29 protein-coding genes and 5 pseudogenes are annotated in these 23,873 nt (G+C 67.4%); 13 read left to right on the plus strand and 21 right to left on the minus strand.

Annotated elements, in window-relative coordinates; genetic code table 11:
- Nucleotides 1–8: 8 nt before the first annotated feature.
- From V9G19_RS11580 to V9G19_RS11590, 3 genes and pseudogenes are all read right to left on the minus strand, one after another.
- Entirely contained in the window at nt 9–251 is a 243-nt protein-coding gene (locus V9G19_RS11580; protein ID WP_462286226.1) for a hypothetical protein, read from the minus strand.
- Nucleotides 252–644: 393 nt separating this feature from the next.
- Complete coding sequence (locus tag V9G19_RS11585; protein ID WP_462285582.1) at nt 645–935, minus strand: hypothetical protein; 291 nt, start codon at nt 933–935, stop codon at nt 645–647.
- A gap of 25 nt (nt 936–960) precedes the next feature.
- Nucleotides 961–1,179, minus strand: a pseudogene (locus V9G19_RS11590) (MutS N-terminal domain-containing protein); the annotation flags it as partial.
- Nucleotides 1,180–2,182: 1,003 nt separating this feature from the next.
- Between V9G19_RS11590 and V9G19_RS11595 the strand changes: the two are divergent.
- From V9G19_RS11595 to V9G19_RS11605, 3 genes are all read left to right on the plus strand, one after another.
- On the plus strand, nt 2,183–2,422 hold the full coding sequence (locus V9G19_RS11595) for a hypothetical protein (protein WP_462285583.1): 240 nt from the start codon (nt 2,183–2,185) through the stop codon (nt 2,420–2,422).
- Nucleotides 2,419–2,886, plus strand: coding sequence for a GAF domain-containing protein (locus V9G19_RS11600; protein WP_462285584.1), 468 nt, complete (start codon nt 2,419–2,421; stop codon nt 2,884–2,886). The genes V9G19_RS11595 and V9G19_RS11600 overlap by 4 nt, the downstream gene beginning before the upstream one ends.
- 171 nt (nt 2,887–3,057) lie before the next feature.
- On the plus strand, nt 3,058–3,549 hold the full coding sequence (locus V9G19_RS11605; RefSeq protein ID WP_462285585.1) for a sensor histidine kinase: 492 nt from the start codon (nt 3,058–3,060) through the stop codon (nt 3,547–3,549).
- A 71-nt stretch (nt 3,550–3,620) separates the two neighbouring features.
- Here the strand turns inward: V9G19_RS11605 and V9G19_RS11610 are convergent, their stop codons facing one another.
- Nucleotides 3,621–3,794 carry a hypothetical protein gene (locus V9G19_RS11610; RefSeq protein WP_462285586.1) on the minus strand — a complete coding sequence of 58 codons (174 nt, stop codon included), beginning with the start codon at nt 3,792–3,794 and terminating at the stop codon, nt 3,621–3,623.
- A gap of 14 nt (nt 3,795–3,808) precedes the next feature.
- Between V9G19_RS11610 and V9G19_RS11615 the strand changes: the two genes are divergently transcribed.
- From V9G19_RS11615 to V9G19_RS11630, 4 genes and pseudogenes are all read left to right on the plus strand, one after another.
- On the plus strand, nt 3,809–4,102 hold the full coding sequence (locus V9G19_RS11615; protein ID WP_462286227.1) for a response regulator: 294 nt from the start codon (nt 3,809–3,811) through the stop codon (nt 4,100–4,102).
- Nucleotides 4,099–4,302, plus strand: coding sequence for a response regulator transcription factor (locus V9G19_RS11620; RefSeq protein WP_462285587.1), 204 nt, complete (start codon nt 4,099–4,101; stop codon nt 4,300–4,302). The genes V9G19_RS11615 and V9G19_RS11620 overlap by 4 nt, the downstream gene beginning before the upstream one ends.
- A 324-nt stretch (nt 4,303–4,626) precedes the next feature.
- Nucleotides 4,627–4,902, plus strand: a pseudogene (locus V9G19_RS11625) (trypsin-like peptidase domain-containing protein); the annotation flags it as partial.
- Nucleotides 4,880–5,275, plus strand: a complete 396-nt coding sequence (locus tag V9G19_RS11630; RefSeq protein WP_462286228.1) for a S1C family serine protease — start codon at nt 4,880–4,882, stop codon at nt 5,273–5,275. The pseudogene V9G19_RS11625 and the gene V9G19_RS11630, both read left to right, overlap by 23 nt.
- Before the next feature lie 285 nt (nt 5,276–5,560).
- On the opposite strand, the gene V9G19_RS11635 is transcribed toward V9G19_RS11630, so the two are convergent.
- From V9G19_RS11635 to V9G19_RS11680, 10 genes and pseudogenes are all read right to left on the minus strand, one after another.
- Entirely contained in the window at nt 5,561–5,731 is a 171-nt protein-coding gene (locus V9G19_RS11635; RefSeq protein ID WP_462285588.1) for a hypothetical protein, read from the minus strand.
- Nucleotides 5,732–5,738: 7 nt separating this feature from the next.
- The gene (locus tag V9G19_RS11640; protein WP_462285589.1) at nt 5,739–6,092 is read right to left on the minus strand and encodes a GNAT family N-acetyltransferase; all 354 of its coding nucleotides are present in this window, start codon (nt 6,090–6,092) and stop codon (nt 5,739–5,741) included.
- A gap of 54 nt (nt 6,093–6,146) precedes the next feature.
- A pseudogene (locus V9G19_RS11645) lies at nt 6,147–7,300 on the minus strand (trans-sulfuration enzyme family protein).
- A gap of 42 nt (nt 7,301–7,342) precedes the next feature.
- A complete protein-coding gene (locus tag V9G19_RS11650) occupies nt 7,343–7,750 on the minus strand; it encodes a Rossmann-fold NAD(P)-binding domain-containing protein (protein ID WP_462285590.1) in 408 nt (135 codons plus the stop codon).
- Nucleotides 7,751–8,140: 390 nt separating this feature from the next.
- Nucleotides 8,141–8,290 (minus strand): hypothetical protein, encoded by a 150-nt coding sequence (locus V9G19_RS11655; protein ID WP_462285591.1) that lies wholly within the window; start codon nt 8,288–8,290, stop codon nt 8,141–8,143.
- A complete protein-coding gene (locus tag V9G19_RS11660; RefSeq protein ID WP_462286229.1) occupies nt 8,287–9,138 on the minus strand; it encodes an amidohydrolase family protein in 852 nt (283 codons plus the stop codon). Before V9G19_RS11660 ends, V9G19_RS11655 begins: the two co-directional genes overlap by 4 nt.
- Nucleotides 9,114–9,458, minus strand: a complete 345-nt coding sequence (locus V9G19_RS11665) for a hypothetical protein (protein WP_462285592.1) — start codon at nt 9,456–9,458, stop codon at nt 9,114–9,116. Before V9G19_RS11665 ends, V9G19_RS11660 begins: the two co-directional genes overlap by 25 nt.
- Before the next feature lie 37 nt (nt 9,459–9,495).
- Nucleotides 9,496–9,621, minus strand: a complete 126-nt coding sequence (locus V9G19_RS11670; RefSeq protein ID WP_462285593.1) for a hypothetical protein — start codon at nt 9,619–9,621, stop codon at nt 9,496–9,498.
- A gap of 28 nt (nt 9,622–9,649) precedes the next feature.
- Nucleotides 9,650–9,904, minus strand: coding sequence for a hypothetical protein (locus tag V9G19_RS11675; RefSeq protein ID WP_462285594.1), 255 nt, complete (start codon nt 9,902–9,904; stop codon nt 9,650–9,652).
- Between the two features lie 269 nt (nt 9,905–10,173).
- A complete protein-coding gene (locus V9G19_RS11680) occupies nt 10,174–11,037 on the minus strand; it encodes a PspC domain-containing protein (RefSeq protein WP_462285595.1) in 864 nt (287 codons plus the stop codon).
- A gap of 519 nt (nt 11,038–11,556) precedes the next feature.
- Between V9G19_RS11680 and V9G19_RS11685 the strand changes: the two are divergent.
- Together V9G19_RS11685 and V9G19_RS11690 are read left to right on the plus strand one after the other, a co-directional pair.
- Nucleotides 11,557–12,996: pseudogene (locus tag V9G19_RS11685) on the plus strand (cation-translocating P-type ATPase); the annotation flags it as partial.
- A 100-nt stretch (nt 12,997–13,096) separates the two neighbouring features.
- Complete coding sequence (locus V9G19_RS11690; protein WP_462285596.1) at nt 13,097–14,302, plus strand: cation-translocating P-type ATPase; 1,206 nt, start codon at nt 13,097–13,099, stop codon at nt 14,300–14,302.
- A gap of 133 nt (nt 14,303–14,435) precedes the next feature.
- Here V9G19_RS11690 and V9G19_RS11695 read toward each other — a convergent pair whose 3' ends face one another.
- The gene (locus tag V9G19_RS11695; protein WP_462285597.1) at nt 14,436–15,524 is read right to left on the minus strand and encodes a helicase-related protein; all 1,089 of its coding nucleotides are present in this window, start codon (nt 15,522–15,524) and stop codon (nt 14,436–14,438) included.
- Nucleotides 15,525–15,539: 15 nt separating this feature from the next.
- Here V9G19_RS11695 and V9G19_RS11700 point away from each other — a divergent pair.
- From V9G19_RS11700 to crcB, 4 genes and pseudogenes are all read left to right on the plus strand, one after another.
- Nucleotides 15,540–17,162, plus strand: a pseudogene (locus V9G19_RS11700) (ABC transporter ATP-binding protein); the annotation flags it as partial.
- Nucleotides 17,159–17,593 carry a fluoride efflux transporter FluC gene (locus V9G19_RS11705; protein WP_462285598.1) on the plus strand — a complete coding sequence of 145 codons (435 nt, stop codon included), beginning with the start codon at nt 17,159–17,161 and terminating at the stop codon, nt 17,591–17,593. The pseudogene V9G19_RS11700 and the gene V9G19_RS11705, both read left to right, overlap by 4 nt.
- Nucleotides 17,590–17,943, plus strand: coding sequence for a DUF190 domain-containing protein (locus V9G19_RS11710; RefSeq protein WP_462285599.1), 354 nt, complete (start codon nt 17,590–17,592; stop codon nt 17,941–17,943). The genes V9G19_RS11705 and V9G19_RS11710 overlap by 4 nt, the downstream gene beginning before the upstream one ends.
- Entirely contained in the window at nt 17,940–18,332 is a 393-nt protein-coding gene (gene crcB / locus V9G19_RS11715) for a fluoride efflux transporter CrcB (RefSeq protein ID WP_462285600.1), read from the plus strand. The genes V9G19_RS11710 and crcB overlap by 4 nt, the downstream gene beginning before the upstream one ends.
- Nucleotides 18,333–18,339: 7 nt before the next feature.
- Here the strand turns inward: crcB and V9G19_RS11720 are convergent, their stop codons facing one another.
- From V9G19_RS11720 to V9G19_RS11745, 6 genes are all read right to left on the minus strand, one after another.
- On the minus strand, nt 18,340–19,503 hold the full coding sequence (locus tag V9G19_RS11720) for an iron-containing alcohol dehydrogenase (RefSeq protein WP_462285601.1): 1,164 nt from the start codon (nt 19,501–19,503) through the stop codon (nt 18,340–18,342).
- 123 nt (nt 19,504–19,626) lie between these two features.
- On the minus strand, nt 19,627–19,953 hold the full coding sequence (locus V9G19_RS11725; RefSeq protein ID WP_462285602.1) for a putative quinol monooxygenase: 327 nt from the start codon (nt 19,951–19,953) through the stop codon (nt 19,627–19,629).
- A 64-nt stretch (nt 19,954–20,017) separates the two neighbouring features.
- Nucleotides 20,018–21,496, minus strand: coding sequence for a hypothetical protein (locus tag V9G19_RS11730; protein WP_462285603.1), 1,479 nt, complete (start codon nt 21,494–21,496; stop codon nt 20,018–20,020).
- Nucleotides 21,497–21,670: 174 nt separating this feature from the next.
- A complete protein-coding gene (locus V9G19_RS11735; protein WP_462285604.1) occupies nt 21,671–22,414 on the minus strand; it encodes a glycosyltransferase family 2 protein in 744 nt (247 codons plus the stop codon).
- A gap of 16 nt (nt 22,415–22,430) precedes the next feature.
- The gene (locus V9G19_RS11740) at nt 22,431–23,321 is read right to left on the minus strand and encodes a DUF5926 family protein (protein ID WP_462285605.1); all 891 of its coding nucleotides are present in this window, start codon (nt 23,319–23,321) and stop codon (nt 22,431–22,433) included.
- A gap of 9 nt (nt 23,322–23,330) precedes the next feature.
- Nucleotides 23,331–23,837, minus strand: coding sequence for an ATP-binding protein (locus tag V9G19_RS11745; RefSeq protein ID WP_462285606.1), 507 nt, complete (start codon nt 23,835–23,837; stop codon nt 23,331–23,333).
- Nucleotides 23,838–23,873: the final 36 nt, after the last annotated feature.

Here is a 23,873-nt window from a genome sequence, read left to right on the forward strand (position 1 = left end):
AACCCCACTCAATTGCGGTACGCGTCCCAGCACTTCGCGCATCCCCACCAGGTCGCGCGGCTGCGCAATGCCCTGGATGACGCGGTTGCTCCAGCGCTCCAGGTCGCCGATGCTGGTGCAGATGCGCGCGCGCTTCGAGACGCAGCACCGTGTTGTCGATGAAGCAGCTGCACGGCGTCCAGCCGCCGGTTGATGGCAGCGACATCGAGCAGTGGCTGGTTGAGCCAGCGGCGCAGCAGCCGGCCGCCCATCGGTGTGAGCGTGTCATCGAGCACGCCGAGCAGGCTGCCGCGTGGTGTCGCCGCCGCGCATGCGTCTCGGTCAATTCCAGGTTGCGCCGCGTCGCCTCGTCCAGCGTCATGAACTCGCCGATGGTGTAGCCGTGCAGCCGGGTGAGCAGGCCAAGGGCGCTGGACTGCATCGCCTGCACATAGGTCAGGATGGCGGCCGCCGCGCGCACAGCTTCGGGCCGTGCCCTTGCAGCCCAAAGCCGTCCAGGCTGGCTCACACCGAAATGGCGTTTCAGACTGGCGCTGGCGGTCTCCGGCTCCACCTGCCACGCCTCCACGCTGGAGATAACGGCGCGCAGCGCCTCCACCAGGCCAGTGGATGCTCGACTGTGCTCGGCTGCCAGTCCACGGTGATCAACTCGCTGGGCTGCAGGCGGCTCGACTTCCTCGCCCAGCCGCTGCTCCATCTCGGCGGCGGGCTGCGCCCGCCAGCTGTGTGGCGGCAAACTCGCCGGTGGTGATGTCGCAGTAGGCCAGGCCCGCGAGCGTGCCCGCGCTGCCGCAGGCCACGACAGCCACCAGGTAGTTGTTGCGCCGCTCGTCCAGCATCCCCGGCTCGACCACCGTGCCCTTGGTCACGACACGGCGCACCTCCCGCTCGACCAGGCCCTTGCCCGGCTCGCTCACCTGTTCGGCGATGGCCACACGGTAGCCTGCCTGCCACCAGCTTGGCTATGTAACCGTCGACGCTGTGGTAGGGAACGCCCGCCAGCGGCACACGCTGGTCGTTGCCCACCGGCCGGCTGGTAAGCACCACATCGCAGACGCGCGCCACGATCTTGGCGTCGTCGTCGAAGGTCTCGTAGAAATCGCCCAGGCGAAAGAGCAGGATGCAGTCCGGGTGCTGTTGTTTGATCGACAGGTATTGCTGCCGCATCGGCGTCGTCATAGTCGGCTCAGAATTGTGGCTCGGTCACAGTTGGCTGTTGGATATACGCAGGCCCAAGCAGTATAGCACAGCCATACAGCCGCTGTGGTATGCTACGGTGCGTTCGGGTGCATGCCAGAATTTTGCGTTCGCACCGTCTGCACGCCTCGAACGAAAATTTGGAGGCAGGTTCTGATATAATAGGTAGCTGAACCGCAAGACTTCCAAGGGCTGGCATGGCCCGCCTCAACCGGTTTGTGGTCGGCAAGGCAATTCCAAGATGGAAGACAACGCCAAAACGCACCAGGAGCGCCGCTTGATCGTGCATGACTCACAGCCGCTGGCCGCGTCTGCCGGTCCCACAACTGCCCGGCAGGCCGGCCCATCCACGGTTGAGTCGCTGCTCCTGGTCGACCGGCGCCACCGCTATGTGAGCATCGACGAAGCCTTTTGTCGTCTGCTGGGCGGCGCAACAAGAAGAGATGATCGGGCAACCGGCCGGGCTGCGCATCGGCCTGGATGCGTACGACGAGCACATCCGTCCCGCCATCGAACGCGCATTCGCCGGCGAAGTCGCGGGCGTGGCGCTGCTGACGACGCATGCGATTTTGGGCCGGCTCGACCTGACCTGCCTCTGCTATCCTTGCATCGGCACGGATGGCCACATCGATTCAGTCCTCATCCACGTACAGGGTGCTTCGTCACGCAACAGGGTGCGCCTGGCCGTGCAGCGGCGCAAGCAGCGGCAGGGCGCCCTGCTTGCCCTCGACAGCGCACTGAGCACCGAGGCAAAACTCGAAAAGAATCGGTGCGCTGGCCGTTCACAGTCTGCTCGAACTCGTCGGCTGCTGCGCAGTGACGCTGCGACTGAACCAGCGCACCCTGGTGCTCGACGCGGAGCGCGTAGCCCCGAACGACCGCCTGGTGGTGGCGTCGGCAACCGCAAGCGAACCACTGAAACCGGGCGAGCAGATTGTCCTGCCGCTCCAGGCTCAGGGCATCACCTTCGGGGGAACTGGAGCTTGTGCTCTGCGCGGGCAAGGCCCTGCGTGGGGAAGCGCAACGCTTTGTGGACGCGGTCGCCACCCGGCTGACACAGGTGCTCTTCCGCGACAATGTGCGCGCACAGATCCAGCAATATACCACCAGCCTGGAACGCATCGTCACGGAACGCACGCAGGAGGTAACCCGGCGGCGCCACGCAGCGATGGGCGTGCATGATGTCTTGGGCATGCCGATTCTCCAGATCAGCCGCTGTCCGTGATCCTGGATAACATCGTGCGCCAGGCGGAAAGCATGCTCGGCGCCGATGCCGTCACCATCTTGCAGGCGCAGGGCAAAGATGGCGGCGGCGCCTTTGTGCGGCTTGACGTCGGCGACCCCTACTCGAATATCACTGCTGCGGACCTGGACGAGGTGGAGGCGTCGATCGACCGGGTGCTGCAGCAACGCCAGCCGCTGACCGCTTACGGCGCCGAGCGGTCGGCGCCGACCGACGGTCGGTATCACACGCATCTGGTGGTGCCGATGGTCGTCGGCAGCGAGGTGATCGGCATTGTGGTCTACTTCTTTATGGCGCACCGCGAATTTACCGGCGATCAGATCGACACGGCCGTGGTGTTGAGCGAACAAGCCTTTGTGGCCGTCGCGCAGCAACCGGCTGCAAGAACGCGCCCAGGAGGCTGCGGCGCTGAAAGAGCGAGAGCGGTTGGCCGGCGAACTGCATGATGCAGTCACCCAGAACGATCTATAGCCTCAGCCTCTTTGCGGAGGCTGGTCGCCGCCAGGCGTCGAGCGGGCAGATCGAACGGGCGCAGGCATATTTGCAGCAGTTGAGCGAGACTGCACGGCAGGCCATGAAACAGATGCGGCTCTTGCTCTACGAAGCTGCGGCCTACCGTGCTCGAACAGATCGGGCTGCTGGGCGCGTTGGAGCAGCGGCTGGATGTGGTGGAGCGCCGGCGCGGGCATCGAAGCACACCTGGAAGTCGCCAGCCCCTTTCGCCTGCCGCCTGCGTCGAGGACGGTCTCTATCGCATCGCCCAGGAGGCGCTGAACAACGCCCTGAAACATGCATCGCCGCGCACGCCGTCGACCGCCTGGTGCGGGCGCAGTCGAGCGGCGATGTCGTCACCCTGGAGATGCGCCGACGATGGGGTCGGGTTTACGCCGCCGGCGGCGATCGATGCGAGCAGCATCGGCCTGCTGCACATGCACGAAGGTGCCGGCCGCATGCTAACGCGGACCTGGCCATCGAATCCGCACCCGGCAGCGGCACACGCGTGCACCGTGACCGTGCTCGTCCCGGGCATCGGCGCCACGATGAACCACAGTGACGAGACACCCCCAAACAGTAACGCATACGAGCAGCAGTTGCGTGGCACGTGGTGAGACGCAACACGTGATACAGAATCCGACAGAGTCATGGGGTGTGAGTAAGAAATGCCGTCACTGCGAAATGATCAGGATAGAAAGAGGGAGGCAGGCGTGAGCGAACAGATCAAGGTGTTGATCGCTGACGACCACAATGTCGTGCGGAGCGGGCTGCCGCGCTGCTCCTGGACACCGAGGAAGGCATCGTCGTCGTAGGTGAAGCATCGGACGGCCTGGAAGCGGTCGCCGCGGGTCGTGGTCACTCAATCCGGACGTAATTCTCTTGGACCTGGTGATGCCGCGCATGACCGGGATCGAGGCCATCGAGGCGATCAAGACAGAAAACCCGGATATGCGGATTCTGGTGCTCACCAGCTTCTCCGACGATGACAAGGTCTTTGCCGCGATCAAGGCCGGTGCGCTGGGCTATCTGCTCAAGGACTCCTCGACCCAGGAATTGATCCAGGCGATTCGCGACGTCTACAATGGCGAATCGTCGCTGCACCCCGCGATTGCGCGCAAGTTGATCCGCGAATTGAACCGCGGCCACCCACCTGCCGCCATCCGATGAGCCGCTCACCGACCGCGAGGTCGAGGTGCTGGTCTACGTGGCCCGCGGGCTATTCCAACCAGGAGATCGCCGACGAGTCGGTCATTAGCGAACGCACGGTGCGCACCCATGTGAGCAACATCCTGAGCAAACTCCATCTGGCCAACCGCACCCAGGCCGCTGCTCTATGCCCTCAAAGAGGGTCTGGCCAGCCTGGATGAAGCCAGCCGGTTGATGTAAGGATACGCACGCTGCGATGGAGATTCAGCAAACCGGGGACGCGCCGCCGTGGGCGCTGGCGGCGCACCACGATCACCCTGGCCCTGGCCGGGCTGCTCGTCGGCAGTGGTTTTGTGCTGGGCGGACTTGCGTCGTTTCCCTCTGCCCCGCGTGCCGCCATCGAGCAGGCGCCCGCGCGCCAACTGCTGCCGACGCCCACCGCCCCAGGCGCCAACCAGTCAACACCCACCCCGGACGGCACGGCGGCAGTCGAGGCTGCGGAACTGGATGCCGCCGAGCAGCGCATCGTCGCTTTGTACGACAGGGTGGCGCCGTCGGTCGTCAACATCACCACCCGCGTCCTGCGCCGCGACTTCTTCTACAACGTTCTCCCACAGGAGGGCGCTGGCTCCGGCTTCGTCCTCGACACCGTGGGCCACATCCTGACCAACTATCATGTCATCGCCGACGCCGAGTACATCGAAGTCAGCTTTGGCGATCAACTGGTTGTCGCCGCGACCGTCGTGGGCGCCGACCAGCGCAACGACGTCGCCGTCCTCAAGGTGGACGCACCGGCAGATGTGCTCAAACCGGTCGAATTGGGTTCATCGCAAAACCTGCGCTGTCGGCCAGTGGGCCATCGCCATCGGCAACCCCTTCGGCCAGTTCAGCCGCACGCTGACAACGGGCGTCATCAGCGCGCTCAACCGCACGCTGGAAGGACCGGACAACCGTCCGATCAACGGCGTCATCCAGACAGACGCCGCCATCAACCAGGGCAACTCCGGCGGGCCACTGCTAGACTCAGCGGGCGTGTCATCGGCATCAACTCCGCGATCTTCAGCCCGACAGGGGCCAGCGCTGGCGTGGGCTTTGCCGTGCCCATCGACACCATCAAGCGGATGCTGCCGGACCTGCTCACGTTGGGGCGCTATCGACACCCGTGGCTGGGCGTGCGTTACGGCTACAACCTGACGCCCGGGCTGACCGAAGTGCTGAAACTGCCCGTCAGCGCTGGCGTGCTGCTGGTGCAACTCTACCGTGGCTCGCCGCTGGATCAGGTGGGCGTAGCTGGCGCGCAGCAAGAAACAATCGTCGGCAACCAGCGCGTCTACACAGGCGGCGACATTCTGGTCGTGCTCGACGATATTCCCCTGCGTTCGCTGGAACAGTTGGAAGCGTTGGTTGAGAGTGAGTATGTGGTGGGCGCCGAGGTGACGCTGACGCTCCTGCGCAACGGGCAGGAGATGCAGGTGACGTTTACGCTGGTGGAGGAGCCAGGGTCGTAATTGCCGCGGCCACGCGCACCATCACGATGAATTCGAGATCGACGATTTCCGGCGCGGAGAAGCGCTGCACGGTCATGAAGCCGGCGCGGGCGAACATGCGCTGTGAACGCTGATCGGCGGCGGCAACGGTGCAGCGAAACATCTCCGGCTCAAAATTCGACCGCACCCCAGTCGAGCACCGCTTGCAGGAAAGCGCGCGCGCGCCCTTGTCCCACCAGGTCAGGCCGCAACCCCATGCCCACATCGAGCGCCGGCGCAGTGTAGTCGCCGCCAACCACCTGGGCGTCTTCACCGTAGCAACAAAACCCCACCATTTCGCCACTCGCGTCGCTGGCGTCGCGCACAGCATAGTAGTGATAGTCTGGCCGCAGCAACGCCGCCAGGTCGCTGTCGAAATTCTCCGCGTTCGGCTGGATCAGATGGGTCAGATCGTGATAGCGCCAGCGCAGCACGGCGCTGGCCTCTTCCGTCGTAATCGGTGAAAAATGGTACATTTGCCCCACGAGTCCAGATTTTCACAATCTCTCAATCTCATAATCTCCTGGGCGGCGGCGAGATTATGAGATCGGAGATTCTGGCTGCTTCAGCGCCGCAGCCAGATCGGCGATCAAATCATCCGGGTGTTCCAGGCCGATGGAGATGCGCAGCAGGTCGGGTGGCGTGGTGGTGTGCAGACCTTCCACCGAAGCGCGCGGTGTTCAATCAGGCTCTCAATGCCGCCGAGGCTGGTGGCGCGGGTGAACAACTGCACGCGCGCCGCCACCGCCATTGCTGCCACTGCACCGCCGTGCACCTGGATCGACAACATGCCGCCGAAGAGTTGCATCTGGCGCGTGGCGATGGCATGGCCCGGATGCGTGGGCAGCCCCGGATAATGGACCACGGCGACGGCGGGATGGCCGGCCAGGAACTCGACCACCCGCTGTGCGTTGGCGCTGTGCGCGGCCATGCGGTAAGGCAGCGTACGGATGCTGCGCAGCAGCAGCCAGCAGTCGAAAGGCGACGGCACCGCGCCGCCCAGCGTCTGCACGGTGCGGATGCGGTCGTACACTGGCCCTCGCGCGCGCAGATGAGCGCGCCGCCAAGCAGGTCGCTGTGCCCGCCCAGATACTTGGTGGTCGCGTGCATCACCACGTCGGCGCCGTGCTCGAACGGGCGCTGGCCCAGCGGCGATGGCCATGTGTTGTCGACCGCCAGCAGCGCGCCCGCGGCATGCGCCAGCTCAGCCACCGCGGCGATGTCGGTAATCTTGAGCAGCGGGTTCGACGGCGTTTCTACCCAGACCAGCCGCGTGTTGGGTCGCATGGCGCTGTGCACCGCGGCAAGGTCGGTCATGTCCACCACGCTGAATTGCAGTCCCCACTGCCCCAGCACCTCGCGGACGAGGCGCCCGGTCCCGAAGTAGACATCGTCGGGCATGATGACGTGGTCGCCCGGCGCCAGCGCTTGCAAGAGCGCGGTGGTGGCTGCCATGCCTGAGCCAAAGGCCAACGCCGCTGCGCCGCCTTCCAGTGCGGCCAGCGCCTGCTTCCAGCGCGCGGCGATTCGGATTCTCCGAGCGAGAATAAACATAGCCATCGGTGTAGGAGCCATCCGCCTGGCGCTCGAAGGTCGTGGAAAGATGGATCGGCGGCATCACGGCGCCGGTCGCCGGGTCCGGGCGCCGGCCCGCGTGGACGGCGATGGTTTCGATGTGGGTGGATGTGGTCATGCGCGCGGAATCCCCGTAATCCGAATCCCGCTGCCTTGCACCTTATTGCGCACGTTGACGCCGATCAACATGGCGGTCAGCCCTTCGACGACGGACGAGTTGGCCAGCGGGCCGGCGTCCACGCCGAAGAAGCCGGCGGCAGCAATGAATCTCACGGGTGACAGCCTTGGCCTCTTTGCTGTCGCCGGTGTAGAGCACATCGCAGTCAGCCTGCCAGTTCAAGTCCTTGAGGTGCCCGGCAGCGATGTTCTGGAACGCCGCCACGACGATGGCTTCCGGGCCAAGCTGGGCCTGCAACTCCTCGGCAGCAGAACCGGCAGCGGGCCGCCAGACCGTCGCCACCTTGGGCGGCTTGAGCGGCACGACCACGGTGATCACCGTCTTGCCCTGGCTGCCGGCAATGATCTGCTCCGCGGTGCCGTGCTGCGCCTCGTAGGGCACGCTGAGCACGACCAGGTCCGCGGCTGCAGCAGCGCCGGCGTTGGTCTCGCCGCTGATCGGCCGCGCTGCCCGGCGGCAGCAGTGCGCTCAACTCGGCGGCCACGGTCACGGCCTTCTCCGCACTGCGGCTGCCGATGCACGATCGGATAGCCGGCAACTGGCCCAGCGCACGGCCAGCCCGGAACCTTCTGCACCTGTCCCGCCGATGACGGCGATGGTTGGTTTGGTCATAAACTGCCTCAACAAATTGTGAATTGTGAATGATCAATTGTGAATTGAGAAGTAGGCGTATCCTGTTAGCTATCCGCTCAGGTGTGGATAATGACGCCATCAAACCCTTTGCGTCTTCGCACCTTTGCGTCTTTGCGTTAAAAAGCTCATTGCGTTGAGAAGTTCTCGTCAGAACATCGCCCAGTAGCGCTCCCAGGTGCGGGCAGCGATCTCCCGGCTGCGGGCGGTGATCGCCGCCTCGTCCAGCGTCAGCAGCGCGCGGTCGCGCATGAGCACCTGGCCATGGGCGATGGTGCTGTGGACGTGGCCGCCGCTCACGCCAAAGAGGATATGCCAGGGCAGGTTCTCCGGCTGTCAGCGGCGTCGTCGGGTAGTAGTCGAGCAGGATCAGGTCGGCGTAGGCGCCCGGCGCAATGATCGCCCACCGGGTGATCGAAGAAGACGCCAGCCAGCCGCCGGTTGTTGTGCACCGCCATCTGGATCACCTTGTCGGCGCCCAGATAGCGCGGGTCGCCGTGCGCCAACTTCTGCAGCATGTCGGCCACCTTCATCTCGGCGAACATGTCGTTGCTGAAGCCATCGTTGCCCAGGCAGACGGGCATCCCGCCGCGCAGCATCGGCGTGATCTCGGCTGCGCCCACCGCGTTGTTCATGTTCGAGCGCGGCTGGTGGGTGACGAAGGTGCCGGTCTCAGCCAGCAGCGCCGTCTCCCAGGCATCGATGTGGATGCAGTGGGCCATGATGCTTTCGGGCCCGGTGATGCCGAAGCTGTGCAGCCGTTCCACGCAGCGCTTGCCCGAGCGTGGCCAGGCTGTCGTATTCGTCAACCGGGTGTTCGGCCACATGGACGTGGAAGCGTGCTGGCCTCTGCCGCGGCAGGCCTCCAGCGTGGCGTCGGCGAGGGTCAGGCTGGCGTGCAGGCCAAAGGTGGCGGCCAGCCGCCCGTCGGCCGTCTGTCGCCACTGCGCCAGCCGCTGCGCGAAAGCGCACATTCTCGCGGATGCCGGCGTGCGCCGCGGCCGTCGCCGTCGCGGTCGGTGACCTCGTAGCAGAGCGCGGCGCGCAGCCCGCTGGCCGTCACCGCCGTCGGCAATCACATCCAGGCTGCCGTCGATGGCGGTCTGGCTGGCGTGGTGGTCGATCAGCGTCGTCGTGCCGTTGCGGATGGCATCCGACCAGGCAGACCTCCGCCGAAGCGCGCACGCCGTCCAGGTCCAGCGCCTTGTCCAGCTTCCACCAGAGCGAGTTCGAGAATCTCCGGGAAATCCTTGGCCGGCGGGCCGGGAATGTACATGCCGCGGGCAAAGGCGCCGTAGAAATGGGTGTGCGCGCAGATCTGCCCCGGCATCAGCACGAGGCCGTGGGCGTCCCAGCGTTCGTCGTCGGGGTAGGCGGCCAACAGGTCGGCGCTGGCGCCCACGGCGTCGATCTGCGCGCCGCTGTAAGCGGACGGCGCCGTCGGCCAGGATGCGGTTTTCGTCGTCAAAGGTGATGACGTGTGGCGTTGTGGATGATCATGGTCGTTACTCGCTGGGAACCAGGGCGATGACTCGCAGCGGGCTGCCCGAACCGGCAACCAACTTCAGCGGCGCCGCAATGACGATCGCGCCGGTGGGTAGCAGGATGAGGACGTGCGGGCGTGCGCGCATGACGGGTCTCCTTTCCGATGTGGGTCGATCAGGCAACGGGACCAGTAGCGCTGGCGGGACGCTGCTCGCCGGCGGGGCGCTGCTTGTATTCCTCGAACTGGCGCTGCAACCTGGCTTGCTGCGCCAGCGCGGCGCGCTCGCCCTCGTCCAGCGCGTAGTCCAGCCGCGAGCGATAGTTCTCGTCATAGGTGGTCTTGGGCGCCGGGCCGAAGAAATAATGATAGACCATGGCCACCGCGGCGCCGGCCACCGCGCCGATCAGTAGATAGGATGTTTTGCCCACGTGTGTGCTTCCCTCCGCTGGTTGCTTTGACTTTCCGCCATTATAACGGCGGAAGGTATCTTCTCAATATTCCGGGTACGGGCACGATATATCGTGCCCGTACGGTTGGCGCTCCCCAGATTATTGAGAAGATACGCGGGAAGAGAGAAAAGAAAACCTCCCGCCAGTGAGTATGGCGGGAGGCGGTGAATGAGAGGATGCGGGGGAGAAACGGGTGAGCGGGTGAGACAGATGCATTACCCTCGTCACCCCCTCACCCGTCAGTCATTCTAACTCGCACTGCCGTCGGTGATATCGATATCCTGCACCTTGACTGCGCCCTGCGCCTGGCCGTTCACCGGAACGATGGGCGCATTGCCGTCGGGCATGAACAGGCCAACCACGGCGTAGAGCATGGCGCCCAGCCCCAGGGTGCCGACGGCAAAGGCGGCCCAGATCAGGCGAATCAGGTTCGGGTCGATGCCGTAGCGCTCGCCCAGCCCACCGCAGACGCCCATGAAGACCCGGTTCGTCGTGCTGCGCTTGACCGGCACGCTGTTGCGCAGGTTGGTGAAGCCGTCCTTGACCTGGTCGCCGCTGGGCAGTTTCTCGCCCATCGAACCCATGGCGCCCTTCACCTTGGCCGTGGCGTCGGCAATGTCCTGGTCGACGTTGCGCTGCGTGTTGGCCCGCCAGAGCAGGTAGCCCGCACCGATCAACAGGGTCGGCCAGAAGAGCACATTGACGATGGTCCAGAAGGCGCCCCACAAACCAGGCAGGATGCCCAGGTTGGCCAGCAGCCAGAAGGCGCCGAGACCTACCAGGATGCCGGCGGCCCAGGTGATGCCCTGCTGGTTCAACTGCACGGCAGGCGGCGCCACCTGGCCCACGCGGTTGTCGCCCACGGGCAAGAGCAGCGCCAGCATCAGGTAGGCCAGGAAACCGCCGCCCCAGGTGGCAAAGGTCGCCACGATCCAGATCACCCGCACCAGCACGGGATTGATGCCCAGGTATTCAGCCACGCCGCCACAGACGCCGCCGATGATTTTGTCGGTGGCGCTGCGATAGAGCATGCGCCGCACTGGGACGGCGTTCTGGCCGTTCTGCTGCGTGCCCTGCTGGGTGGCGCCGGTTTGATCTTGTACAGTGTTCATAGAGACTCCTTCTCCGTCAACTTTCCTCGAAACCCTGTTCGAGCCTTCGCCAATTCTGCTGCGGCAGGCGCTGCTGGGCATTGTTGCCTCATTCAGCAGCGTTCCTACCGGTTTTGTGCGCTGTCGGTGAACATTACGAGGGTCTGCGCAAGAAGGTTGCAGATTTCGCAGATCTCGTCCGAAAAGCGCCGCCGCGATCATCTGGTCTGTGGTGATGAGGACGTCAAACGTCAAACGTCATGCGTCACGCTGTATCCGTGCGCCCATTGACGCCTGACGCCTGAAGTTTGGCGCCTGCCTTCCCAATCTACCAATGGAACAACCCTTACCGGCTTCGGCGGCAAATATCGTCATAATGGCGGACTTGGGGAGTAGCCACCGCATCTGCGGTGTGGGCAATCGTCATGACGAGCTGAACAGCTCCGGTTGCCCGGCAGAAGTCATTTCTGTAGGCGAGACCATCGACCTTTCGAGGCGATGGTCTCGCCTTTTTGTTTGTCTTGGAGAAGGTAGCGAACGATGGCGCAATGGTATCGGCAAACAGCCGACGCAGTACAAAAGGAACTCAATACAGATGCCGCGCAGGGTCTGAGCAGCGCAGAAGCCGCAACCCGGCTCCAGCAGGTCGGCCCCAACGAGCTGATCGAGCGCGGCGGGCGGTCCCCCTGGCAGATCCTGTGGGAGCAGCTCACCGCCACGATGGTGCTGATCCTGCTGGCCGCCGTGGTCGTGTCGGCGTTCTTGCAGAAGTGGCAGGAGGCGGCGGCCATCCTGGCCATCGTGCTCCTCTTTGCCTTCCTGGGTTTCATCCAGGAATACCGTGCGGAGCGCGCGATGGCGGCGCTCAAGAAACTCGCCGTGCCCAACGTGCGTGTGCGCCGTGACGGACGCATCCAGGAACTGCCGGCGCACGACCTTGTCCCTGGGGACATCATCCTGCTGGAGGCCGGCAACCGTGTGCCTGCCGATCTGCGCTTGCTCGAGAGCATCAACCTGCGCGTGCAGGAGGCGGCGCTCACCGGCGAGTCGGAAGCGGTGGAAAAACAGGTGGAGGCCATCGACCGCGCCGACCTGCCGCTCGGCGACCGGCGCAACATGGCCTACATGGGCACGACTGTGACCTACGGGCGCGGCGCCGGCGTGGTCGTCGCCACGGGCATGCAGACCGAACTGGGCAACATCGCCGGGCTGCTGCAAGATGTGGCAGCCGAAGCCACGCCGCTGCAGAAACGCCTCGACTATGTGGGCAAGGTGCTGGCGCTGGTAGGCGTCGCCGTGGCCGCGGCCATCGGCGTCGCCGGCTACCTGCAGGGCGAATCGCTCGACGAGGTCTTTCTGCTGGCCGTCGGCATCGCCGTCGCCGTCGTGCCCGAAGGGCTGCCCGCGGTGGTGACGATCACGCTGGCCCTCGGCGCGCGGCGGATGCTGGCGCGGCAGGCGCTCATCCGCAAACTGCCGGCGGTGGAAACGCTGGGGTCTGTCACGGTGATCTGCTCGGACAAGACCGGCACCCTCACGGAGAACCGCATGACCGTGACCATTTTGGATGTCGCCGGCCACCGCGCCGTGGTGGACGAGACGTTGAACGCGCGCGGCGACGCCAAACTTGATACGGCCGATCACCTGGACACACCGGACAGTGCGCTCAAACTGCTCCTGGTTGGCGGCGCCCTGGTCAACGACGCCGAACTCCAACTCGACTACGCCAACGGCAGCCAGCACTACCACGCCATCGGCGACCCGACCGAAGGCGCGCTGGTCATCGCCGCGGCTCGTTTCGGCCTGATGAAACAGGCGATCGATCAGGAAATGCCCCGCGTGGGTGAGTTGCCCTTCGACTCGGAACGCAAGCGCATGACCACGCTGCACCGGCCTGGCCACGCCGCGTTACTCCCCGTGACCCTGAGCGAGGATGAAACTATCGCCTTCACCAAGGGGTCGGTCGATGGCCTGCTCGACATCAGCACGCAGGTCTGGGAGGGCGGCCGCACCCAGCCGCTGGACGACAACCTACCGCCGGCGCATCGAGGACGCCAACCGCAGCCTGGCCGAAAACGGGATGCGCGTGTTGGGCGTCGCCTTCCGCACGCAGCGCGATACGGCGATCGTCGAAAACGACCTCACCTTCATCGGCTTCATGGGCATCATCGACCCACCGCGGCCCGAGGTGAAGGCGGCGGTTGCCACCTGCAAGAGCGCCGGCATCCGTCCGGTGATGATCACGGGCGACCACCCGCTGACCGCGCTGCACATCGCCAAAGAACTGGGCATTGCCGACGCGCAGAGTCGCGTCCTGACCGGCGTCGAACTGGAGCGATTGAGCAGTGAGGAACTGGACGCCAACGTCGGCGGCGTTTCCGTGTTTGCCCGCGTCTCGCCCGAGCACAAACTGCGCATCGTCGAGGCTTTGCGCCGCCAGGGCCAGATTGTGGCAATGACCGGCGACGGCGTCAACGATGCGCCGGCGCTCAAACAGGCGGACATCGGCGTGGCGATGGGCATCACCGGCACCGACGTCTCCAAAGAGGCGGCCGACATGGTGCTGCGCGACGACAATTTTTCTACGATCGTGGCGGCGGTCGAAGAAGGCCGCGTCATCTACGACAACCTGCGCAAGTTCATCAAGTTCAGCATCGGCGGCAATGTCGGCAAGATTACGGCCATGGTCGGCGGTGTGCTGGCCGGCATCACGACGCCGCTGCTGCCGCTGCAATTGCTCTGGTTGAACCTGCTCACCGATGGCCTGTTGGGCGTGGGCCTGGGCGTCGAACCGGCGGAACGCAACGTGATGCGCCGGGCGCCGGTGCCGGCGGATGCCGGCATCTTCAGCGGCGGCGTGGGTGGCCACATCGTGCGCACGGGCATCGTGATCGGCGCCGTGGGCTTGGGCGTGGGGCTGTACGCCTACTGGGCGGGCAACCCCGGCTGGCAGACGATGCTTTTCGCCACGCTGGCCTTTGCCCAGGTGTGGCAGGCCCTCGGCATCCGCACCGGCAACGAGTCGCTCTTCCGCGCCGGGCTGTTCACCAATCTGCCGCTGCTTGGCCTGGCTGTCCTGGTGGTCGTCCTGCAACTGGCTGCCATCTATCTGCCGTGGCTCCAGTCGTTCATTGGCACGACGCCGTTGAGCGGGCAGGACCTGCTGCTGACATTTGTGGCGGGCGGCCTGGTGTTTGTAGCGGCGGAAATCGAGAAGGTCTGGGTGCGGTGGCGGTTGCGCCGCAGGCGCCGGCGCTGCAGGGCATGGCCCAGCGGCGCTGACTGAGAGCAGGCTGAGCGTCTGTTCGATCGCCAGTACTTGGAGGTGCGGGCGCCTGTCACTTTGATGAAGGTTAACAAAATCAACCGGTAAACAATGCAGGGACATGAAATTTCATGCCCCTGCATTGTTGCCGAATCTATTTGTCAGGGCTTCCGCCGGCTGCGCATGTCGCAGCCGGCGGAAGCCCTATCTGTAAATCTGCATGAAAGTAACGGGCGCCTTGTCCATTATCGCCTTGACAAGCGCTATGCCTGCGTCCCCTGGCGACGGCGGGCGGGCCGGCGCAGACTTGGCCTGGAGGCCGCCTCAGTTGCGGGCGGCTTCTCCTGGGCGTGGGATTTGACCGGCGGCGCCGGCTGCTGCTGCGCTGCGCTGCCGTGTGCCGTGCTTGGCCTGGCCAGACTGGCTGCCGCCCGGCTCTGCCGTGTGGGCCGGCAGCGGCTGATGTTTGGAATAGCCCTGCTGGCCGCCACTTCGGTCGCCGGCGTGGGATGCAGAGACTGGGCTTGGTGTAGCCCTGTTTGCTGCTGTTGCGTGATTCCGTGCCACGGCTGGGCTGGGACTGGCGGCTGGCGTAGCTCGGCTGCGCCGGACGGCTCTGCCCGCCGGCGCTAGCGGCATAGCCGGCATAGTCGAACCCGGCCAGACGGCGGCGTTCCACCGGGTTGCCCAGCACCTTCTCGATGGCCCGCACCATCGGTTCGTCGTCCTGTTCGGTGAAGGTGAACGCTTCGCCGGTCAACTGGGCGCGGCCGGTGCGCCCGATGCGGTGCGTGTACGCGTCCACCGTGTCGGGCATGTCGTAGTTGATCACGTGCGAGACCGAAGCCACGTCGATGCCGCGGGCGGCGATGTCGGTGGCGACGAGGATGTCGTACTGGCCGCCGCGAAAGCCGTTGATCGCAGCCTGCCGTTTGTTCTGCGCCATGTTGCCTTGCAGCGCGGCGACGCGATAGCCGCTCTTCTCCAGCGTTTCGGCCAGAGAGCGGGCGCGGCGCTTGGTGCGCGTGAAGATCAGCACACGTTCCGTCGGCGTCTGCTGGAGCATCGTGAGCAGCAGCTTGGTCTTGAGACCGTCGGGCACCGGGTAGAGCGCGTGCGACACCGTCTCGGCGGGTGCGATCATGCCGATCTGCACCGTGACCGGGTGGGTGAGGATGTCGCCGGCCAGGCCGCGGATTTCGTCCGGCATGGTGGCCGAGAAGAAGAGCGTCTGGCGCTTCACCGGCACATGCTTGAGGATGTCACCGCGCTCGGGCGCATCCTCCTCCTCGTGCTGGGCTTGTATGCGCTCGCCGGACTGCTGTCCTGGGCGCAGGGGCGGATCATCGTCCATATCGTCAACGGCGCGGTCTATCGCCTGCGTCGTGACGTGGAGGAAAAGCTGGCGCGGCTGCCGTTGTCCTACTTCGATTCCCAGCCGCGTGGTGAGTTGCTGTCGCGGGTCACCAACGACGTCGACAATATCGGCACCTCGCTGCAACAGACCCTCGAGCCAACTGGTGACCAGCTTGCTGACGGTGGTCGGCGATGCTCGTCATGATGTTTTGGGTTTCGCCGCTGCTGGCGATCATCGCGCTGGTGACGATCCCGGTGTCGCTCGCCATCACGGTGGCGGTCGGCAAACGGTCCCAGGTCCAGTTCGTCCAGCAGTGGAAGAGCACCGGCGACGTCAACTCGATCGTCGAGGAGACCTTCACCGGCCACGGACTGGTCAAGGTGTTCGGCCGCCAGCGGGAGGTCGCCGGAGCGTTCGCGGCGGCCAATGAGCGACCTGCGCACGGCGACCTTCGGTGCGCAGTTCATCTCCGGGCTGATCATGCCGCTGATGATGTTTGTCGGGAACCTCAACTACGTCCTTGTCGCCGTCGTCGGCGGGCTGCGCGTCGCCCACGGGACGATGAGCATCGGCGATGTCCAGGCATTTATCCAGTACTCGCGCCAGTTCACCCAGCCGCTCACCCAGGTCGCCTCGATGGCCAACCTCATGCAGAGTGGAGTCGCCTCTGCCGAGCGGGTTTTCGAGGTGCTCGACGCGCAGGAGCAGGTGCCCGATGCCGCCGATCCGGTGGTCGTCGAGGACCCGCACGGACGGGTGGCCTTCGAGGACGTGTCGTTCTCCTACCGGCCGGACAAGCCGCTGATCGAGCACCTGAACCTGTGTGTCGAGCCGGGTCAGACCGTGGCCATCGTCGGTCCGACCGGCGCCGGCAAGACGACCCTGGTCAACCTGATCATGCGGTTTTACGAGCTGGACGGTGGCCGGATCACCCTCGACGACGTCGACATCGCCGAGCTGAGCCGCTCCGGCCTGCGCGACGAGATCGGCATGGTGCTGCAGGACACCTGGCTCTTCGAGGGGACGATCCGCGACAACATCGCCTACGGCAAGCCGGGCGCCACCGCCGCCGAGGTGCGCGCGGCGGCCGAGGCGACCTATGTCGACCGGTTCGTCCATTCCCTCCCAGAGGGATACGACACCAAGCTGGACTCCGAGGCCAGCAACATCAGCGCCGGGGAGAAGCAGTTGATCACGATCGCCCGGGCGTTCATCTCCGAGCCGGCGCTGCTCATTCTCGACGAGGCGACCTCCTCGGTCGATACGCGGACGGAGTTGCTGGTGCAGCAGGCGATGCATGCCCTGCGCCAGGACCGGACCAGCTTCGTCATCGCCCACCGGCTCTCAACGATCCGGGACGCCGACCTGATCCTCGTCATGGAGGACGGCCGGATCGTCGAGCAGGGCTCCCATGCCGAGTTGCTCGCCGTCGGGGGCGCCTTCTCCCGGCTGTATGCCGCGCAGTTCGCCGGGGCGCTCACCGAGGTGGACGAGCCCGAGCCGGTGGGGACACCGGTGCCGTGAGCCCCGGCGAGCAGCGCGACGTCCTGGCCGTGATCGCCGCCGGCGGGGCGCTCGGAAGCCTGGCCCGCTGGGGCCTGGCGGCGGCGCTGCCCCACCCGGCGAGCGGCATACCGACGGCGACGTGGATCGCCAATGTGACCGGTGCCGTCGTCCTGGGCGCACTGATGGTGTTGGTGACCGAGGTGTGGCCGCCGCGGCGCTACCTGCGTCCGTTCTGGGGGGTCGGGGTTCTCGGCGGCTACACGACGTTTTCCACCTATGTGCTCGACATTCATACCCTGCTGCGTTCCGGGGCGGGACCGGCTGCGGGGGTGTATCTCGCCGGCACGATCGTCACCGGCCTGCTCGCCGCCTGGCTCGGGATCGCTGCCGTGCGGGCCGCCGTCGCCGCCCGGGGCCCCCGGCGGCGGCTGGACAAGGAGGACAGATGACCCTGCTCGGCCCGGCCACGCGGTTGACGATCATCATCGGCGAGAGCGACCAGTGGCATCACCGGCCGCTCTATACCGAGATCCTTCATCGCGCCCACGCCGCCAATCTCGGCGGCGCCACGGTGATGCGCGGGATCGAGGGGTTCGGCAAGTCGAGCCGGATCCATACCAACCGGCTGGTCTCGCTGAGCGAGGACCTGCCGGTGCTGATCGTCATCGTCTCCTCGCGGGAGCGGATCGAGGCCTTCTTGCCGGTCGTTGAGGAGCTGGTCACCGAGGGGCTGGTGATGCTCGATCCGGTGGAGGTCGTCAAATATGCCGGGCGCGGCGGCTCGGCGGGGCAGCGGTGAGCGCCGGCTGGGTCACGCCGCTGCTCGTCGTGACCGGCGGTGCGGTCGGAGCGCCGCTGCGCTATCTGGTCGACCGGCAGATCCAGGCGCGGCATGACAGCGTCTTCCCGTGGGGCACGCTCATGGTCAATGTCCTCGGGTCCCTCATTCTGGGTGTCGTCGCCGCCGTGGTGGCGGCTCACGCCGCAGCGGCATGGCTGCTGACCCTGCTCGGCGTCGGCCTGTGTGGGGCGCTGACGACATTCTCGACATTCAGCTACGAGACGGTCCGGTTGGCGCAGACCGGCTCGTGGGTGGTCGCCGCGCTCAATACCGGGGCGAGCGTGGCCGGGTCGTTCGCTGCGGTGAGTGCCGGGTGGTGGCTGGCCACGGTCGCTACTTGCGGGTAGCCAGCAGTTACAGCGACCCGGTGAGGATCGCGCCGAGGTCGTCGTGGGTCAACTCCACGGGGTTGGCCTTCATGCTGCTGGCCTGCATGCCCCGGCCGATCAACTCGGGGATGTGCTCGGCGAGCACGCCGTAGGCCGCCAGCCCCGACAACCCGAGCGCCTGGCGTTGAGCGTGCAGCCAGGGCGGAACGTCATCGGGACTTGCGTCCGGGTTGCCGGTGAGCAGGACGGCGATCTCGGTGAGCTTGTCGAGCGCCGGATGCTCGATGTCGCGACGGCGCAGCGCGGCCAGGTTGACCTCGACGACCGCCGGGAGGAGCACGCCGCACACGGCGCCGTGGGGAGCGGCATACCGGGCACCGAGGACGGCGGCGAGGCCGTGCACCGCGCCCAGCCCGGAGTTGGCCAGGCACAACCCGCCGAGCAGGCTGGCCAGGGCGAGATCGGCCCGCACCTGCGGGTCCCCAAGCCCATCCCGCACGCCGCGGGCCAGCGAGCGGGCCGAGCGGCGGATGCCGTCGCGGGCCAGGGCGTCGGTGACCGGATTGGCCCGGGCCGACAGCAGCGGTTCGATGAGTTGGGAAAGCGCATCGGAGCCGCTGGCCGCCACGGTGGCGGCGGGGGTGGCGAGCAAGAGGTCGGGGTCGACGACAGCAGCGCGCGGCAGCAGCAGCGGGCTGCGCAGGCTCGCCTTGACGTCTCGCGCCGACAGGACGGCGTTGCGGGTGACCTCCGAGCCGGTGCCGGCGGTCGTCGGCACGGCCACGCACGGCAGCGATGGCGTGCTCAATGGCCGGCCGTGGCCGACGACCTCGAGGTGATCGAGCGGGTCGGTGCCCGAGGCGGCGAGCGCGGCCAGCGCCTTGGCGGCATCCAGGGCGCTCCCGCCGCCGTAGCCGAGCACGCCGTCGCAGCCGCTGCCGAGCAGCGCCGCGACCCCGTCGCGGATCAGCTCCACCGAGGGCTCTCCGGCAGTCGCGACGGCGTCGGACTCGATCCCCTTCTCTCGCAGCGCCGCGCGGATCTCCTCGGCGCGGCTGGTGGTTGCGCCGGTGACCACGAGGACGCGGGTGACCCCGAGCGCGGTGAGGATGTCCGGGACCTCGCTCACCCGCCCGGCGCCGAAGCGGATATCGGCCGGCGTGACCAGCTCGAAGCGGGGTGTGGTCACCACAGAGTCCTCGTGACAGGAGCCTTCGAGGCGAGCTTGCGGGAGTCGCTCACGACGGGCCTTCCCGACGGGAACTCACGACGGGAACTCGCGACGGCTGGCAACGGCGCTCACAACCGGCGCTCACGACTGCGTACTCACCCAGCCGAGGTCGCCGGGTGAGTGGTTGGCGAATTTCGTTGCCTGCCGCGGCCGGGCCATCATCGGGGCGACGGCGTCGCGCCAGGCGGCATAGTGCGCGGTCTCCTTGTGGGCGGCCGCTGCGGCCTCGTCGTGATAGATCTCCACGAGCACGACGTGGGCCGGGTCGTCGCGGTTTTGGATGACGTCGAAGCGCACGACACCAGGCTCCTCCCGGCTGGCGCGGGCGTTGGCCTCGCTCGCGGCGAGGAAGTCCTCCACCCGATCGGGCAGCACGGCGATATCGACATGGACGATAAGCAGGGCCATGCGAATGACATTAGCGCCGCGACAGGTGACCTGCAGGAGGTGAGGCATGCCGCACCCGCGCAGGTCACCCCGCGCGCGGCCGGCGTCGAACCGAGGACGACGTGCTCGCGAGCCAGGCGAGCGCCAGCCAGACCAGCACGGCGGCCGCGGGGGCGGCATCCCGTCGCCAGCCGAGCGTGACGGCCTCGACGGCCGGGGTCATGCCGACCACGCGCCCGGGAACATAGGCCAGACCCAGGACGAGGGCGCGGGCGATCTGCAACCGGTCGAGCGCGGTCACGACGATGGGCGGGAGGAGCGCCCAGACGAGCTGGTCGTACCACGGCAGCGAATAGGGCGCGGCGGCGGCATACGCGAGGGAGAGGACGAGCGTGAGGCGGATCGCGACGTCGCCCGGCCGGCCGTTGCCCGGTCCGACGATCCGCCACAGGCACCACGCGAGGAGCAGGCACATGATCGCCGCGGCGACAAAGATCACCGAGCGAAGCGTCGAGTCGCCCAGCGCCCCCCCGAACCACCCGTAGGCCTTGCGCCACGGCGTGGCCAGCGAGATCGACCGACGGGAGCGGCCGAGTTGGTCAAAGACGTGTGGCCCGGCCCATAGCTGGGTGGGGGCAACGACCAGCCCCGCGCCGAGGAGGAGCAGCGCGATCCGCCCGGCCGATCGCGTTGGCGAGCGAGCGTCACCCGTCGACGGCCCGGCCAATCGCCGGCGGGACTCGACCACCCAGCCGGCGACGATGGCGACAAGGACGACGCCGGCGGTCACCTTCGCCCCGATCGCCGCACCGGCGGCCAGCCCGGCCGCGAGGGCCAGAGTCAGGCGGTGGGACCGGGCGAGTAGGAGTGCGGCGAGTGCGGCGGCCGTGGCGAGCAGGTCGACGTGGGCGCCCAGGACCGCGGTGGCGAACAGCACCGGGTTGAGCGTCCACAGCGCATCGACCCTCCCGGCATGCTGGGGGAAGAGCCGGCGCAGCAGCCACCTCGCGGCCAGCCAGGCCAGGACGATGAGCAGCTGCCAGACCCAGACGACCTGGCGCAGGTTCTCGCCCCCACCCCACGCGGCGACGGCCTGGGCGAGGGTCGCCACCGGCCCATAGATGCTCGGCGTCTGTTGCCAGGGCGGCTGCACCCCGCTGGTCACCGGATCGTGCCCTCCGCCCCACGCGATCGGGGATTCCACCCACGGATCCCCGCCGAGTAGCGCGATCCGCCCGTAGGCCGCGTAGTTCGTGTGATCCGCCGACCCGAACGGCATTGTCACCAGCGCGGCGATAGCGAGCGCAGCGATCACTGTCGGCCGGGCGGGACGCGGATCGCGCAGCGCCAGAACAACACCCACGGCGCCAAGCACGTATGCCGCGGCCAGCGCCACGGACGTTGCCGCCGGCCCTAGGGCCCACGGCAGCGCCCCGGGCGCCCAACCGCGGGGCCCCAGCGGCGGCTTGGCGGCGCTCTTACCGAGGATGCCGATAAGGACGAACAGGGCGAACGCGGTCGCGAGTGCTGCCCGCCCGGCCAGGAACGAACGCGGCCGGGGCATGCGGGTCAGTCTAACCACGGCAGGTCGCCGGCCGACCGTGGCGCCCTGGCTACGTCCCGTCGAGCAAGGACGGTGCCAAGCGTCGCTGTCCTGCAGGAGGTGCCGTATACCTCACCTGTTGCAGGACACCCGCCCGCTGGCCGGCGTCACCGTCCGCGCCGTGCGAAAAAGCGCTCACCCTCCAGTGCGGCGACCGGTGCGCCGGCTTGCGGCGACCACGCGGGCGATGTCGCGCAGCTGCTTGGCGCGGTGTAGCCGCCCGCGCCAGTCGGTGCCGGAGGCGCGGTGGGTGAAGCTGACCGGGACCTCCTGCACCCGCAGCCCGGCGCGCAACACGGCCAGCAGCAGGCCGACCTCGACGCCCCAGCCGGGGGCGAGCGGGAGCGCGGCGTCGAACGCCGGCCGGGTCAGGCAGCGCATGCCGTTCAGCGGCTGATTGATCGCGACCCCGGTCGCGCGGGCGATCTCGCGCTGGGCCATCCGGACCGCGCGGCCGCCGCCGCGGGAGCTGTTCTCGCGCGGGATATTGGCGACGGTCACATCCGCTTTCCCGGACAGCACAGGAGGGATGAGCGGGGCCAACCCCGCGGCGCTTGCCACGAGGTCGGCGTCGATGAAGAGCAACGCGTGTGGCCGGTCGGGGGCGTCCACCGCAGCGACCCGCGCCGCGCCGGTGGTCATCGCCGCCGCCTTGCCCCGGTTGGCCGGATGCCGCACGACGTCGGCGCCGGCACTGGCGGCGAGCTGCGCGGTGGCGTCGGTGCTGCCGTCGTCCACGACGACGACCAGCTCGACGTGCGGCAATTGCGCCGCCGCAGCCACCGTGTCGGCGATCCGGTCGGCCTCGTCATTGGCCGGGATGACGACCGCAACCGCGGCCGGAGCTGCCGCGCCTGGCAGGCCCGCGCCCGCCGTCACCGGGCTTCCCCGCCGGTCAACGCAGCGTGACCTGCCGGCCGAGCAAGCCGTTCTTGGCGCGCCGCTCGTCGGGGGTGAGGACGGCGTCGCTGCGGGCGGCGGCATACCGCTCGGTGAAGGCGGCCAGCGCGTCCTCGTAGTCCGCCGCGGGCGTGTCGCCGACCAGTTGCCACACCGGCACGAGCAGGCCACACGCGCGGAAGGCACCTAGCAGCCGGGTGCCGTGTCCCAGCGTGTCGCTGCCGGCGGCATGCAGCCGGGCCAGGGCGTCGGTCGCCGTGTCTTCGTCGTCGGGAAGCACCAGGCGCAGGTGGGCGCGTCCCGCGAGCAGGCACCAATAGGCCGACGGTGCCGAGGTCATCTTGGTCGTCGGAACGACCGAGGCGTTGGCGCGCTCGAGCGACTGCTGGGCCTCGCCGTCCAGGTCCTGGCCCTCGACCCAGAAGTCGAAGCCCTCGTGGACGTCCACCTGCGGCGCTTGGCTGGTGTCGACCAGGTCGGCCAGCGGCGGGGTTGCATCGGTGGCCAGTGGCACGCGCGGCAACGGGGTGCCCGGCGCGGCGTCCAGTGCGGCGAGCAGCGCGCTGGCCAGGTCCCGGGAGGCATCGCCGCTTCCGCTGCCCGATTGCGTGCCGATCAGCACCGCCCCGTCGCTGCGCCGGATGGCCGGCCACGCCATCGGCAACACGGTCGCGACCGTCACCGCGTCGGGGCCGCTCTCCGGAGCCACCCCGGCCGCTAGCGGCAGGGTCACCGTCGCGGCCGGGAGGATCTCCTTCATCGCTACCCAGTCGGTCTCACCGGGCATGCCGGCGAACGGCCGGGAGGCGTATGCCGCGGGCCCGCGCCCACGGTCCTGACCGCGCTCCTGCTGCCCGGCTTGCTTGCGTCGCGATGCCTTACCCATGGGAAGCGATCATGCCCGACGCCGCGAGGGGCCGCCGAGGGAGGCCCACACCGTGATCGAGCCCTTCTTCTCGCTGACCCCCCACTCGTGCGCCAGCGAGCGCACGATCCGCAGCCCGCGGCCGGACGGGGCGAAGACGGCCTTGGGCATCGCCTTGGGCGCGGTCTCACCCCCGCCATCGGTGACGTCCACCTCGACGACGCCGTTCTTCTCCGTCCAATGGACCCGGACAGTGTTGTCATGCAACGGTTTTGCATGACGCAAAGCATTTGCGACGAGCTCGCTGGCCACGATCGCGACCTCGTCGATCGTCTCCTCGTCCACCTCGCGGGCGGCCAGGTCCCGACAGATAGCGGTCCGCACCCGCGGGATGGACGAGCCGCGCCACGGTGCCCGGATCGTGCGGGCATTCCCGACCCCGATCGTCCCCCCGAACTCGTCGAGGTCGACCTTGGGCCGGCTGGCCTTGGGCCTCTCGGACGCGTCCTTCGCGCCGGATGTGCTGGCCTTGTCCACCATCGGTCCCCTTCGTGCTGTTCGGCTTCCCGCGTG

The sequence above is a fragment of the Nostocoides sp. genome (assembly GCF_037045025.1).
GTDB lineage: Bacteria > Actinomycetota > Actinomycetes > Actinomycetales > Dermatophilaceae > Nostocoides_A.